At 44.2% G+C, this 13,266-nt stretch carries 18 protein-coding genes; 8 read left to right on the top strand and 10 right to left on the bottom strand.

The features are described from left to right. The 5 genes from F7C14_RS09625 to F7C14_RS09605 all read right to left on the bottom strand — a co-directional run. Positions 1-224: ATP-binding cassette domain-containing protein (locus F7C14_RS09625; protein WP_367114363.1), on the bottom strand; the 224-nt coding region annotated here is incomplete at its 3' end. Then, complete coding sequence (locus tag F7C14_RS09620; protein ID WP_290902306.1) at positions 221-1,228, bottom strand: branched-chain amino acid ABC transporter permease; 1,008 nt, start codon at positions 1,226-1,228, stop codon at positions 221-223. The genes F7C14_RS09625 and F7C14_RS09620, both read right to left, overlap by 4 nt. Beyond that, positions 1,225-2,103, bottom strand: coding sequence for a branched-chain amino acid ABC transporter permease (locus F7C14_RS09615; RefSeq protein ID WP_290902304.1), 879 nt, complete (start codon positions 2,101-2,103; stop codon positions 1,225-1,227). The genes F7C14_RS09620 and F7C14_RS09615 overlap by 4 nt, the downstream gene beginning before the upstream one ends. Positions 2,104-2,106: 3 nt before the next feature. Then, positions 2,107-3,411 carry an ABC transporter substrate-binding protein gene (locus F7C14_RS09610; protein ID WP_290902302.1) on the bottom strand — a complete coding sequence of 435 codons (1,305 nt, stop codon included), beginning with the start codon at positions 3,409-3,411 and terminating at the stop codon, positions 2,107-2,109. A 228-nt stretch (positions 3,412-3,639) separates the two neighbouring features. After that, the gene (locus F7C14_RS09605) at positions 3,640-4,095 is read right to left on the bottom strand and encodes a CPBP family intramembrane glutamic endopeptidase (RefSeq protein WP_290902300.1); all 456 of its coding nucleotides are present in this window, start codon (positions 4,093-4,095) and stop codon (positions 3,640-3,642) included. Between the two features lie 100 nt (positions 4,096-4,195). Between F7C14_RS09605 and F7C14_RS09600 the strand changes: the two genes are divergently transcribed. Continuing rightward, entirely contained in the window at positions 4,196-5,029 is an 834-nt protein-coding gene (locus F7C14_RS09600) for an ATP-dependent Clp protease proteolytic subunit (RefSeq protein ID WP_290902298.1), read from the top strand. Here the strand turns inward: F7C14_RS09600 and F7C14_RS09595 are convergent. After that, positions 5,019-5,939: a TPD domain-containing protein gene (locus F7C14_RS09595; protein WP_290902296.1), complete on the bottom strand. Its 921-nt coding sequence runs from the start codon at positions 5,937-5,939 to the stop codon at positions 5,019-5,021. The genes F7C14_RS09600 and F7C14_RS09595 overlap by 11 nt on opposite strands. Beyond that, positions 5,917-6,195 carry an NMD3-related protein gene (locus tag F7C14_RS09590; protein WP_290902295.1) on the bottom strand — a complete coding sequence of 93 codons (279 nt, stop codon included), beginning with the start codon at positions 6,193-6,195 and terminating at the stop codon, positions 5,917-5,919. The genes F7C14_RS09595 and F7C14_RS09590 overlap by 23 nt, the downstream gene beginning before the upstream one ends. Before the next feature lie 38 nt (positions 6,196-6,233). Here F7C14_RS09590 and F7C14_RS09585 point away from each other — a divergent pair, with 38 nt between their 5' ends. Genes F7C14_RS09585 through F7C14_RS09575 form a run of 3 tightly spaced genes read left to right on the top strand, consistent with a single transcriptional unit; the run spans position 6,234 to position 8,857 of the window. Further along, on the top strand, positions 6,234-6,857 hold the full coding sequence (locus F7C14_RS09585; protein WP_290902293.1) for a hypothetical protein: 624 nt from the start codon (positions 6,234-6,236) through the stop codon (positions 6,855-6,857). Further along, positions 6,854-7,981, top strand: coding sequence for a tripartite tricarboxylate transporter permease (locus F7C14_RS09580; protein ID WP_290902291.1), 1,128 nt, complete (start codon positions 6,854-6,856; stop codon positions 7,979-7,981). The genes F7C14_RS09585 and F7C14_RS09580 overlap by 4 nt, the downstream gene beginning before the upstream one ends. Positions 7,982-8,023: 42 nt before the next feature. Next, the gene (locus tag F7C14_RS09575) at positions 8,024-8,857 is read left to right on the top strand and encodes a class I SAM-dependent methyltransferase family protein (RefSeq protein WP_290902289.1); all 834 of its coding nucleotides are present in this window, start codon (positions 8,024-8,026) and stop codon (positions 8,855-8,857) included. Between the two features lie 14 nt (positions 8,858-8,871). Here F7C14_RS09575 and F7C14_RS09570 read toward each other — a convergent pair whose 3' ends face one another. Both F7C14_RS09570 and F7C14_RS09565 read right to left on the bottom strand, forming a co-directional pair. Beyond that, positions 8,872-9,195 (bottom strand): twin-arginine translocase TatA/TatE family subunit, encoded by a 324-nt coding sequence (locus F7C14_RS09570; RefSeq protein ID WP_290902287.1) that lies wholly within the window; start codon positions 9,193-9,195, stop codon positions 8,872-8,874. 27 nt (positions 9,196-9,222) lie between these two features. Next, positions 9,223-9,465, bottom strand: a complete 243-nt coding sequence (locus tag F7C14_RS09565; RefSeq protein WP_290902284.1) for a twin-arginine translocase TatA/TatE family subunit — start codon at positions 9,463-9,465, stop codon at positions 9,223-9,225. An 85-nt stretch (positions 9,466-9,550) separates the two neighbouring features. On the opposite strand from F7C14_RS09565, the gene ilvE reads away from it, so the two are divergent. Genes ilvE through F7C14_RS09545 form a run of 4 tightly spaced genes read left to right on the top strand, consistent with a single transcriptional unit; the run spans position 9,551 to position 12,599 of the window. After that, positions 9,551-10,429 (top strand): branched-chain-amino-acid transaminase, encoded by an 879-nt coding sequence (gene ilvE / locus F7C14_RS09560; protein WP_290902283.1) that lies wholly within the window; start codon positions 9,551-9,553, stop codon positions 10,427-10,429. A 1-nt stretch (position 10,430) separates the two neighbouring features. Further along, on the top strand, positions 10,431-10,928 hold the full coding sequence (locus tag F7C14_RS09555) for an ACT domain-containing protein (RefSeq protein ID WP_290902280.1): 498 nt from the start codon (positions 10,431-10,433) through the stop codon (positions 10,926-10,928). Next, positions 10,925-11,917 carry a homoserine dehydrogenase gene (locus F7C14_RS09550; protein WP_290902278.1) on the top strand — a complete coding sequence of 331 codons (993 nt, stop codon included), beginning with the start codon at positions 10,925-10,927 and terminating at the stop codon, positions 11,915-11,917. Before F7C14_RS09555 ends, F7C14_RS09550 begins: the two co-directional genes overlap by 4 nt. Next, the gene (locus F7C14_RS09545; protein ID WP_290902276.1) at positions 11,892-12,599 is read left to right on the top strand and encodes an A24 family peptidase; all 708 of its coding nucleotides are present in this window, start codon (positions 11,892-11,894) and stop codon (positions 12,597-12,599) included. Before F7C14_RS09550 ends, F7C14_RS09545 begins: the two co-directional genes overlap by 26 nt. Here the strand turns inward: F7C14_RS09545 and F7C14_RS09540 are convergent. Continuing rightward, on the bottom strand, positions 12,589-13,266 hold a 678-nt coding region (locus tag F7C14_RS09540; protein ID WP_290902274.1), incomplete at its 5' end, for an AIR synthase-related protein. The genes F7C14_RS09545 and F7C14_RS09540 overlap by 11 nt on opposite strands.

Here is a 13,266-nt window from a genome sequence, read left to right as displayed (position 1 = left end):
GAAGCTATTTCGTGGGGAGGTTTAGCAGTTATATCTTTCCCAGCAAAAAACACTCTGCCGGAATCTGGCTTTATAAATCCGGTTATGAGATTCACCACGGTAGTTTTTCCACTTCCGTTCGGTCCTATAATTCCAAGAACTTCTCCCTTTTTAACCTCAAAGCTTATATTGTTTGCCGCAACAACTCCACCGAATCTCTTCGTTAGATTCTCCACCCTTATCAAGCTTTCACCCACCTCTCGATCTGATGATACTTCCTCCAGAGAAACATGTAGATGCCCTCAGGACGAATAGCTATGAAGAGCATTAGCAATAAGGAGTATATCGCTATTCTTAGCGTTCCAAACTCTCTCAACGCTTCGCTCAACGGAACAAGAATGAAAGCACCTATCGCAGCACCCGCTATGGAGCTCATACCCCCAACGACTGTAGCTGCTATTGGGAAAATCGAGTACTCAAGGTTGAGGTAGGGCAAACCGACGAACATGTAGGAATGGGCTGTGTAAGCCCCAACGAAAGACGCTATAGCTGAGGATATAAAAACCGCAATAGCCCTATACTTGTTCACGTTGATTCCAGAGGCTTCTACGGTTAAATCGTTATCCTTTATAGCCCTCAAAACAATTCCGAGGTCTTCTCCAAGCAACCTCCTCAATCCAAAAACAACGACTATCAGCGAGAAGATTAGGAGGTAGCTCTCCACCCACGGATTCGGAAAACCTTCAACATCGGTTATTCCAAGAGTGCCTCCAAGGATGTCCGTAGCTTCTATTAATCTGGCTAAGAGCAAAGGAAACGCAAGAGTTATGAGGGAGAAGTAAATCCCTCGAACCTTTAAAGTTGGGTAGATCAGAGCGGTTGAGATTGTCGCCCCAATCAAAGTCGCTAAGGGAATTGTAACGAAGATCGGTAAATCGAAGTAAGCTGAAAAAGCTCCGGCTGTATAAGCACCAATTCCGAAAAAGAGAGCATGACCAAGGGAAACCAATCCGACGTAATTTGCTAAGAAATCCCAGCTTGCCGCAAGGATGGCAAAAGATAAGGCTATGTTTAGAACCCTCAGGTAATACAAGTTGGGAACTATCAGCGGGAGTATAAGAAGGACGACGATCGGCAAAACTCTCGGAAGTAAAAGGTAGCTTATCTCTCTATACCCCATTAAAGCGTATATGTCATCTGTCCTCGCCTTAATAGGACGGTCTATTCTCTCCTTTCTCAGCTCGCTCATACTCTCTCCTCCAGCTCTTTCTGCTTTCCGAAAATGCCCGAAGGCTTTGTTAGAAGCAAGATAATTATCGCAACGAGGGCAACTATCATCTGGTAGTGGGGAGCTATGAATGAAGCCGTGAAAACCTGAGCGTAGCCGATGATCAAACTCGCCACTATAACGCCGGTCACGCTTCCAAGTCCGCCGAGGATGCTAACAACCAAAGCGTAGAGAAGGATTTCCAATGCCGACTCCGAGGCTAACTGGCTTACTGGAATCCAGATTGCCGCTGCTAAAGCCGCTAAAGCGGAGCCAAAAGCCAAGCTTAATGCTGCAACCTTGTCCGAATCTATCCCCAGCATCATCGCAACTTGCTCATCCTGAGCTATCGCTCTAAAAGCCAAACCTATTTTCGTGTAGTGGGTGAAGAAGTAAAGAAAAGCGACGAGAGCAACGGTCGATATAATAACGATCAGCCTTTGATAATCCAGCACAACTCCAGCAAACTCTAAACTTCCCCTCAAAAACGGAGGTAAGGTGTACGAAAGTCCGAACAAGCCGAAGTACCTTAGAAGCTCAACTATCACGAAACTGAAAGCAAAAGTTGCTATTACCTCGGAGACCTCCATCCCCCTAACTCTTATGATTATTCCGTAGTAGAGCGAGTAGCCGATCAAAGCCGTGAGAACTATCGCCAAAATGACTGAAGGAAGGTATCCTATCTTCCAAACGTTAAGACCATTCCAGATGAGAAAGCCTGCAAGGATGTACAAAGCTCCGTGAGCGAAATTTGGTAGCCTGCTTATTCCGTAAGTTAAAGAGAAACCTATGGCTACGAGGGATAAAAAGGCGCTTTGAACCAAACCGTAAATTAAAAAATTTAAAAGAACTTCCATACCTCACCTCTTCGCCTTTTCGAGCATCCACGGTGGAAGCTTTATCTCTCCCTCAGCAATCGAAGGAGGATATATCGTCACCCTCTTTCCGTCCTGCCACTGGAACCAGCATGTTACAGCGCCTTCCTTCGGGTCGTCGGCAAGAATTACCTGATGACTCTTCGGATCGAACCTTATTCTTCCGAAAACCCCCATCATGTCCGTTTCTTCCAAAGCTTTGACGATTTTGTCGGGATCCAAGCTGCCAGCTCTTTCAATTGCGTCAGCAACAACGTATATCGCCATGTAGCTTGCAGAAGTTCCATGCCCCTGCGGCGGTGTTCCCCATCTCTTAGTGTAGGCGTTATAGAACTTCATCGTCCACTCGGTAGCGTTTGAGGGAGCGTTTCCTGTGAAAGCTCCTGCTGAAACTATGAAGTAGTTCACCTTTCCTTCAGTAGCCTCCCAAGCCTTTTGCTCCTGAGCAGCTCTTATGAATCCAATCGGTAAAGCTGGAACCTTCAGATCCGCCCACTGCTTTATCAACGTCATAGTTTCTGGCATGTCCATCTGAATCAGAAGTATGTCCGCATCTTCACTTTTCGCTTTCAGCAATCCGGAAGAGAAGTCGGTAGTTCCCGTAGGATATCTGTCGAAACCAACAACTTTCCAACCTTTCTCCTCAAGCATCTTCGCTATAACTTCCCCAAACTTCCTCGCATGCTCCACATCCTGAACCATCACGTAAACCCTGTTAAATCCGTACTTCTCCCTGAGCTTCTCCAAGATGTCAACATTTTCTTTAGCGAGCCACACGGCGTGAGCGTTAAGCCTGAAAGCATACTTGTACTTGTCGTAGTTTTCCTCTATTCTCTTGTGGAAAGCTGGCGTTAAAACTCCACAGCTAACGATCCAAGGAACCTTATACTTCGCAATAATGTCGAGGGTTGCCAAAGCGGCTTCACTTCTCGCGGGCCCTCCAACAAGAACGTGAACTTTCTTTTCGAGAATCAACTTTTCTACCGCCGCCAGAGCTTCAGAAATTGGAACTCCCGGTTCAAGGTCTCTCGTATCTACAACCTCAATCTTGATCGGTCTTTTTACTCCACCAACGTTAATTCCTCCTTTAGCGTTAATCTCTTCAGCAGCCAGAACCGCTCCTCGATAGGGAGCGTAGCCGTCGGGGAAGTTTATCGGCAGCGGCAAGCCAATGACTATCGGTTCGACTTCAGCCTTCTTTTCTTCTTCCTTTGGCTTTGCTGCCTGCTGAGCGCATCCAATAATGAATGCTGCAAGGACTAAAGCCACCAATAACTTCCACTTTCCCATAATACCACCACGCACTAAAATTTAAAACGATTAATAGTCGTATATAAACTTTCGTCAAACTCGTTATTTTAAAACGAATTGCAGAGTTGGAGAGCTGCCAGCTCTGAAACGGAACGTTCAACCATCTAAGATTTACGATAAGGTTCTATTCCCATCTCTACGCTCTTTTTTCGTTTTTAAAATTTCAGAGGTGAAAGTTTTTGGCTTATGGCGAGATTAAAATAAAGATTAACTCATTAAAATTGTAAATAGTATCGACATCAGGTTATTCGAAAAGTGACTTAACCAGCTACCGAGGAGTTTGTATTTGGTGTAGACAATTCCGAATACCAAGCCCACAAAGAACATATCCACAGCCTTAAGCCACCCCCACCCGAAAATTACGTGATGGACGCCGAAGGTTAAACTCGAAACAACGAGTCCGAAAATCAACAGATTTCTGCTGAGAAAGAACTGAAGTACGATCCTCCTGTGAATAATTTCCTCCACAACCGGAGCGATTCCGACGACGTAAAAAACCTTTACGCTAAAAGGCTGATAAACCCACCAGCTTCCTTTGCCGAAAAACAGGCTGACAATCCACGGAAATGCGGAGAAGATGTAAGTTAGGATCGAAAAGTTCACAAGAAATGTCAGGACTCCCACCATCAGTGGAATAAAAACCCTTTCACTTCTGCTAATCATTACAGTCTATCCAGCTAATACGACTATTAACGTTTCGATCTTCATATTTGCTCTCGTTGGTCAAAAAGCAAATATATGAGAGATTGGGATATAATTAAACATGAACTACTTCGACCCGTTTTCGATATTCTGGTTTCTTCTGTTCTTTTACTTGCTGATATCACCCCAGCTAAGCTACAGAAGACTACAAGCGATGAGAGTTAGAGCCATGGAGAGGCTAAGCAGAATGAGGGGAAGCAGCGTTATAACTTTGATACACAGACAAGAAAGAATAGGACTCCTCGGAATTCCCTTTTATCGATTCATAAACATCGAAGACTCGGAGCAGGTTTTGAGAGCGATAAGAATGACCCCAAGAGATACACCGATAGACTTGATCCTCCACACTCCCGGCGGACTGGTTCTGGCTGCGACGCAGATTGCCAAAGCGATAAAAGATCACCCAGCTAAAACTACGGTTATAGTTCCCCATTACGCGATGAGCGGTGGAACTTTGATAGCCATAGCGGCTGATGAAATAATAATGGATCCCCACGCAGTTCTCGGTCCTCTCGATCCTCAAATTATGGGCTACCCAGCCCCTTCCATACTGAAAGCCGTTGAGAGGAAGGACGTAAATGAGATAGACGATCAAACTTTGATTCTCGCTGACATTGCTGAAAAGGCGATAAAACAGCTAAGAGATTTTATAGTCGAGCTTCTTGAGGACAGAATGGGTAGAGAAAGAGCGGAAGAAATAGCGAAAATCCTCACGGAAGGCAGGTGGACCCACGATTACCCCTTAACTCCAGAAGAACTGAAAAAGATGGGGTTCAACGTGAAGACTGAAGTTCCCAAGGAAGTTTACGACTTGATGGAGCTGTATCCACAACCCATGTTTCAAAGGGAGGTCGTTGAGTTCGTGCCAAGGTCGGAGAAAATGGCTAAGCAATGACGACATACCCAAATTTTTCAAGTGCTTTCTTCACAACCATTTTCTCCTCCGCAGCAATCGAGGTCGAACAGCTCTTGAAAAATCTTATGAGCTCTTTGACGAATTTCCCGCTTTTAATCTCTTCTCCCCCTTTCCAAGAAAACTCCCCGTCGTCGGTGATCGTGACGATCATGTCCTTCAAAAATCTCTTCTCTCTGCTCGAATATCCGATATCCGAGATTATCAGAAAATCTTTATCTTTCAAGACGTCCAAAAATCCGTGCCAGAAAATTACAATACCCTCTCCAAACTCGCTCGAATACTTTTCAAACTGACTGAGGTTGTCTTCGTAGGCAAAGCTGTCGCCAAACATCGACTTACTTTCTATCCAGCGAACTACTCTCCCTCTAATTTTCATCTCCTCTTGAATTAAAAAGTCCGGTGTTTTGTCTCCTTGAATTTCTCTCTCAGAGATGAAGTCCACCCCTCGCATTCTCAAATAGTTTTCAACTATTTTCTCGCCAATTTTACCCCTTGCTGCCAGATTTTCAGTCGCTATGGGAGAGTAGACGTAATCCCGATATATAGCATCGTAAATTAAATCTTCGAACTCGCCAAATTCTTCCGGATTTTTAAGAACTTTCGCTATCCTCTTTTTACTCATACCCATAGCTTTAAAGAGGAGTCTGAGCTTCATAGCCGGTGGAAGTTTCAACCAGCTCGGGAAGGCTTTGTTTGCCTCCCAGTATTCGAGAATTTCCTCAGCTCTCCTTTCGAACTTACGGTAGTTCCTCCTCACGTAGCTAACCTTTTTCTGAACGAGGATGCTGAAAGCCGTTCCCCTTCTGATTTTGTACTTTTTAACAGCTTTATTTAAATCTTCCAGCCTCCTCAGATCGTTCTTTATTTTAACGTACTTTTCCACCTTCATCTTCCTTAAGAGAGTAGGTAAAAAGATACCTCACTCTCCCTCTCCTCAAACCCGCGTAACTCGTGCTCGACTTCACGAGAATTTTCTTTTTCGTTGCCCTTTTAAATATGCTTATGAACCTCCTCGCCTCGTTAACGTCTTCAAAGTATATGTCCACGCCATCTTTTCCCTTCTCTACCTCAGTAACGAATTTCTTAGCTATTTCTAAGGCTTTTTCGATCTCCGTTCTCACCTGAACTACAGCCGGATGCTTCACAAGATTAAAATATCAGCCGGTGTATTATCACTTTTACTATGCACGAAGAACTGATAATGGTCGAAGAGGACCTCCAGCACATATGTATATCCTCCCGAAAGGATTTGAAAGAACACGCTTTGATAAGGCTCATACTGTCAACTCTGGCAAGTTACGAGGAAATTGAGAATTTCACGAGGAGAGATTTGGGAGTAGCTAATTCTATTTACTACGTCGTGCTTAGAAGCGGCGGCAAGTCGAGGAAATCTCCGGTAGATGAGAGAACGTTTTACGTGTTAAAAGAGGTGACAAAAAGTTCGAAAAAGAAGGTTTTCGACTTCACGAAGGAGGAAATTGATAAAATATTCGAGAAATACTCCCCTCCCAACAGAAAGTACGACTACGAGAGAGTCATTCGATCGGTCAAGCTCATCCTTAAAGACTGCTTATTTTACGAGGACTGGTTCATGGAAAAGTTCATGGAGGGGAAAAACATAGAGTGGATCAACAATTTCTTAAAAGACGCGCATCCTATGTTCTCAGGGATGTGGGATCTGGAGGACGATGAAGTTGCTTTAGACTACTTCGAGATGATTTCAAAAAGAATAGGAAGCAGAGACGCTACAAAAATTTCCGAGATCTCGAACGTTAGCGAAGATTTCGTCAGGAGATTCATCAAATGATCCCTGAAAGTTTGATCGGAGTTCTCCTTGGCTGTCTAACGGGCTTGATCCCGGGAATTCATCCGAATACGATAGCCTCCTTTTACTCATCGGCAAGTAGCGAGGAGGCTGTGCTTTTAGTTTCAATGCTTGTAACCCACACGTTCCTCAACATAATCCCGGCAACATTTGTGGGAGTTCCGGAGGAAGACACAGCTTTAACGATCTTTCCAGCCCACGAGCTCGTTAACAGAGGGGAAGGAGGAAAAGCCATTTCCATCTCAGCTTTTTCATCCCTTCTCTCGGTAATTCTTTCGATACCGCTCTTTTACGTCGTTGCTGCGATAAGCAGTTTTGATCTCTCATTCTTCTACAAATTCGCTATAATTTTCGCCCTGATATTTTTTCTGAGGTACGAAAGAGATCCGTTTGGAGGTTCTCTTTCAACTTTAAAAAGGAGAGTTTACTTTTTTGCGATTTTTCTGCTCTCGGGACTCCTCGGCTTGAAAGTCTTGGAGGCTGGAGACTTCTACTTTCCCCTCTTAACCGGACTCTTCGCAACCCCTATGCTCGTGCAGAGTTTGAAGAGTGAGAAGATAGTTGAACAAAAGGTTGTGCTCAGCTTTCCCAACCCAGTTGATGTCGCAAAAGGTGTTCTTGCAGGTTTTATCGTTTCCATCTTTCCCGGAATAAGCTCTGGAGTGGCTACTGGCGTAGCTTCAGCCAACTCTAAATCCCCAGAAAGCTACATTTCCTCGATAAGTTCGGCAAACACCTCCGCTGCTATCCTAAGCTTGGCTATGCTGCATTCAGGAAAGGTCAGGAGTGGGGTGGCTGATGCTTTAAGAGGGGCAAGAGAGAATTTGTTCGTACTTCCCCTTTTCATTCTCGTAGCAGCCATAATCGCCACCGCAATAACATTACTCCTGACTTTTCCCGCCTCAAAAATCTTCTCGAAAGTAAAGGTCGGAAGCGTTTCATTATTAGTTCTAATTTTTCTTGTTGCCTTGTCCTTCCACTTCAGCGGAATTTTTGGACTCGCTGTCTTTTTCTCAGCTTCAGCGGTGGGTTTGATTTCCTACACTCTAAAAGTTCGACCCATAGCATGCATGGGTTCCATAATGCTTCCGGTTTTGATTAGATAGCAACAAAAATGAATTTTAAACTTGAAGGATCAAACCGAGACGATGAGTTTAAAAGAAATGTTGAAAGACAAGGTTACTCCAGAAGAACTCTCAAAGCTCAGGAGAAGTTTCGAAATAATTGGAGATGTCGTTATAATAGAGATTCCAGACGAAATACTCCACTTGAAGGATGAGATAGCCAAAGCTATCCTCACAAAGCACAAACACGTAAAAACGATACTTAGAAAAGCCGGAGAGGTTGAGGGGGATTTCAGAATAGCGAAGTACGAAGTAATTTACGGAGGAGAAACAGAAACTCTCGTCAAAGAGCACGGTTGCAGATTTTTAGTCGATCCAACCAAAGCTTACTATACGGTAAAGCTTTCTGGGGAGAGGGAAAGAATAGCGAAGCTCGTGAAAGAGGGAGAGAGAGTCCTCGTCATGTACGCTGGAGTAGGGCCCTACGCTATCATCATAGCGAGACTTTCCAAGCCAAGAGAGGTTATCGGGATAGAGCTAAATCCCGTGGCTGTAGAGTATTTTAAGAAGAACGTGAGGCTGAACAAGGTAGAAGGGATCGTGAAAGTCATAGAAGGGGATGTTAGAGATGTCGTTCCGAAGCTGAAAGGAGTTTTCGATCGGGTTGTTATGCCCGCCCCTTATCACGCGGAAGACCACATTTACTTGCTCGAAGGAAAGTTGAAGGAAGGTAGCTACGTTCACCTCTACACCTTCGCTGGAGAAGAGGAGGTAGAAAAGGTTAAGGAGGAAGTTAGAGACGAATTCGAAAAAATAGGTGCTGAAGTAGAAGTAGAGAGAATCAAAAAGTGCGGAAGCTACGCTCCTCGTGTTTATCGCTTCGTTGTTGATGTTAAAGTTTCAAATCTTAAAAAATAAAGTTCTTGAATCAACTACGGCTCGACTTTTTCCTTCGGCAGGGCTTTGTTGATCTCCTCTATAAGTTCCTCGTCGCTCTTTCCTTCCGGGTCTATGTTAAGCGTTCTGGCAATCTCCTCAAGCTTTTTCCTCTTTTCATCCTGGCTCTTGTATTTCCCGGCTTTTAGCTCTTCTTCAAATTTTCTTAGCTCTATTTCAGCTTCTCTCTGAGCTTTTTTGAATTCTCCCGTCGCTCTACCCAAGCTCCTCGCTAACTCCGGCAGTTTGTGAGCTCCGAAAAGTATGAACGCTATTATCAGTATCACCAACAACTCGTTCGGTCCTAAACCTCCTATCATTTTCGCACCTCAAAGAGAGTAGGTGAGTTATTTAAATAACTTTTCTTTGACGCTCTCGTTCAAATTCACCTTTTTTTCATAAATTTTTTCAATGAGATCTTCGCTTGGCGGCTCAACTCCGTAAAGTATCTCCAGCTCAAGCCTCCTCATAGCGTGTTTGTACTCAGCGTAAAGTTTTCCAAGTGTCCTTGCAACTTCTGGAAGTTTTTCCGGACCAATCAGTATTAGCGCAAGCACAAGTATCAGCGCGAATTCTCCCAATCCGATCACAGGAAAAATTGAGTCCGAAACTAATTAAATCTATCGCAAACGCAAATTTTATTTTTAGTTGACCGTCTTTTTGAAGGGGGAGAAGATGGAGGAGTTGCTAATATACATCAACGGTGAGTTCGTCCCGAAGGACGAGGCGAAGATCAGCGTTTTTGACCACGGATTTCTCTACGGTGACGGTGTTTTCGAAGGAATCAGAGCTTACAACGGGAAGGTTTTCAGACTCTACGAGCATCTCGACAGACTTTACGATTGCGCAAAGGTGATAGATCTGGAAATCCCGCTTACAAAAGAGGAGTTCGCTCAGGCTATTCTCGAAACGCTGAGGGTTAACAAGTTAAAAGATGCTTACATAAGACCAATTGTAACGAGGGGGATAGGAGACCTCGGCTTGGATCCGAGGAAATGCGGAAGACCGAACGTTATAATTATCGCCCAACCCTGGGACAGGCTCTACGGAAATTTGTACGAAAAAGGGTTAAAAGCTGTGACCGTAGCGGTGAGGAGAAACGCTATCGACTCCTTGCCACCAAACATAAAGTCCCTCAATTACTTGAACAACATCTTAGCGAAAATAGAGGCGAACGCTAAGGGAGGTGACGAGGCAATTTTCCTCGATCACAACGGCTACATATCCGAAGGAAGCGGAGATAACATTTTCATCGTGAAGAAAAAGGTCGTTTACACTCCCCCTACGATAAACAACCTGAAGGGGATAACAAGGGAGGTGGTCATAGAGATTCTCGAAGAGGAGAGCATACCGTTTAAAGAGACCCATCTGAGCCTTTTCGATTTATACTCCGCTGATGAGGTCTTCGTTACCGGAACAGCAGCAGAAATCGCTCCGGTGACTGTTATAGACGGTAGAAAAATCGGAAACGGAAAGCCGGGAGAGCTGACGAAGTTCCTGATGGAAAAGTTCAGAGAGAAGACTGAAAAGGAAGGTGTGCCGATATACGAGTAGTATGAAGATAAACCTTGTCGTAGAACTTGAAGATAAACCCGGACAGCTCCTCAAAGTCCTTACGCCGATAGCAAAGTACGGGGGAAACATAATCGGAATAATTCACAACAGGAAAGTTCAGCAGAAGAGCGTTCTGGTAGATGTTGTTTTCGAGATTGCCGAAGACAGAGCGGACAAACTTCTTGAAGAGATAAAAAGTTCCGGGATTACGATAAGGAACGTCAACGAAATAAAACTTTCTGAAAAAATCTCGGTGCTTCTTGTCGGGCACATAATTCACACGGACATAAGCGACACGATAAACAGAATAGATTCCACAGGCTTTGCAGAGGTTACGGAGATGGACATAAGTATGCCCGAACTCAACAAGCCGTCAACGGCGTTAATAACCATTTCAGCCGTAAACAAGGAAAAACTTGAAGAGGCTCTTAAAATTCTGAGAAAAATCTGTGAAGAAAAAAAGATAAAGGTCGTAGAGCCGCTTAACGAAGAAGCATGATAAAAATCGCGATAATCGGTTTCGGGACTGTAGGACAAGGAGTGGCTGAACTCCTTTTAAGGAAGAAGAACGAAATAGAGGAAAGAATTGGAAAATTCAAGGTTATAGCCGTAGCCGACTCTAAAAGCTCTGTAGTTGGGGATGTGGATTTGGAAAAAGCTTTGAGCGAGAAGAAAAAGAGAGGAAGGCTGAGTGGGAATAAAACAGCAATGGAGATAGTCGAAGATTTCGAGTACGATGTTCTCTTCGAATGCACACCAACAAACGTCGAGAGCGGAGAGCCGGGCTTGACGCACATAAAAACGGCGTTAAAAAGGGGGAAAAACGTGATTACATCCAATAAAGGTCCGCTCGTTGTCGCTTACAACGAACTTTGCAAACTCGCTGAGAAAAACTCTTGCAAGCTCGGATTTGAAGCGACAGTAGGAGGAGCGATGCCCCTAATAAAGCTCGTTAAAAATGACTTAGCCGGAAGCGGGATTTTAAGAATTCGAGGAATTCTGAACGGAACTTGCAACTACATTCTCTCAAGGATGGAGGTTGAAAGAATGCCCTACGAGCAGATTCTCTCTGAAGCAATAGAACTTGGAATAGCTGAAGCTGATCCAAGCTACGATGTCAAGGGGATAGATGCCGCAGCAAAACTCGTCATAATCGCAAACGCCCTTCTTGAGAAAAACGTGAGGTTTGAAGACGTGCACATCGAAGGAATAGAAGACCTCACTCCAGAAGCTTTTGAAGTAGCTGTAAAGAGAGGATACACGATAAGGCTAATCGCCGAAGTTGGAGAAACCCTCAGAGTCTCACCAAGACTTGTTCCGCTTAATCATCCGCTGAACATCTACGGAACTTTGAATGCTGCTGAAATTATAACTGAAACTGCCGGGAGAGTGTTCGTGATAGGCAGAGGAGCTGGGAAACTTGAAACAGCAAGCGCTATGATTTCCGACCTTATCGATATATATGACAGAAGAGATTTACGTTGCTAAGTTTCTTATTTGCTTGGCTATTTTCCTAAAAGCATCTCAACTCGACTTGAAGGAAAGAATCGTTCCAAACAAATACTGGAAGGTCATGCTCTTAGCCGTTACACCTTTCAACGTGGTCGAATTTTTAAGTTACTCAACCTTTGATTTCGTCTTTGCGATAATTCAGATTGCCTTTGTATCTTCCTTAGCTTACCTTCTTTACAGAATCGGAGCTTACGGAGGAGCTGATGCGAAAGCTTTAATGGCTTTAAGTTACGCTTTCCCCCACTATCCAGAGGTCGGAAGCTTTCCACTCCTAATCAAAGGATTTTCTTTTGCGTTCTCGACCTTAGCCAATGCCGTAATAGCTGCTCCGCTTTTAGCAATTTACATGTTCTTGTCAAATTTGATCAAAGGAAACGTCTCTAAGGGGGATGTATTTTACTCCTTCATCGGGACTAAGGTGAGAGTTGAAAACTTTCCCGAATTTTACAACTTGCTTGAGATCGCCAGAGACGGGAAAGTTGAAAAAGTAAGAAGGGGCGTTGAACCCGATGAAAAAATGCTTAAGGAGCTCGGAAAATTAAAAAAGGAGGTTTGGGCAACCCCTGCCTTACCCTTCCTCGTCTTTTTAACAGCCGGGCTGATCGTCGCCTTTTTCGTCGGAGATGTTCTGATATACGTTCTCTCGTTCATTCTCTGATATCAAGAACGCTTTCCAAATTCAGATCGAAGAGTATAGCCTCGTCTCCCTCGCTTTTAAGGAGCACTTTTTTGTCGTCAGTAACAATACCTATCACTTCCGCGGTAAGATCGTGCTTTTCGAAAACTTCAATAACTTCCTCTTCATTCTTCGTTGTCACAACAAAAGCGCAAGCCGGATAAGAGAGGATCCACTGAATGAAACTCACGTTTTTCGGCTTGAAGATTCTGTCAACAAAAATTTTACATCCTTTCCCGCTAACTTCCATCATCATCGCTATTGTTCCAAGAAGCCCGGCGTTGCTAACGTCCTTTGCAGCGTTAGCAAGCTTTTTTTCAGCTATTTCAACCATTGACTCAAACTGATTTCTTAAAACCTCCTTGCTCTTCTTTGTCGAGTCGAAATTGTATATGAGCTTAGGATGAGGTTTTCCCTCTACATCCGCTGCGAAAACAATTCTGTCTCCAGTCTCAGCCGTGTCAGATCTCAGTATGCTCTTTGCAACACCAATCATCGACACATCGATAGACGGCACTTTCGCATCCGGATGTATGTGTCCTCCTACAATTTTTACATCGAACTTTTCGCAGGCATCTCTGATCCCCCTCGCAATTTCTTTCATTTCCTCTTTGCTTCTTGCAGAAACAACATTTAGCGCAGCTAAGGG

It is taken from the genome of Ferroglobus sp. (assembly GCF_015521575.1).
Taxonomy (GTDB): domain Archaea; phylum Halobacteriota; class Archaeoglobi; order Archaeoglobales; family Archaeoglobaceae; genus Ferroglobus.
Note: the sequence above shows the minus strand (reverse complement) of the source record. Positions and strands in the feature narration are given on the sequence as shown.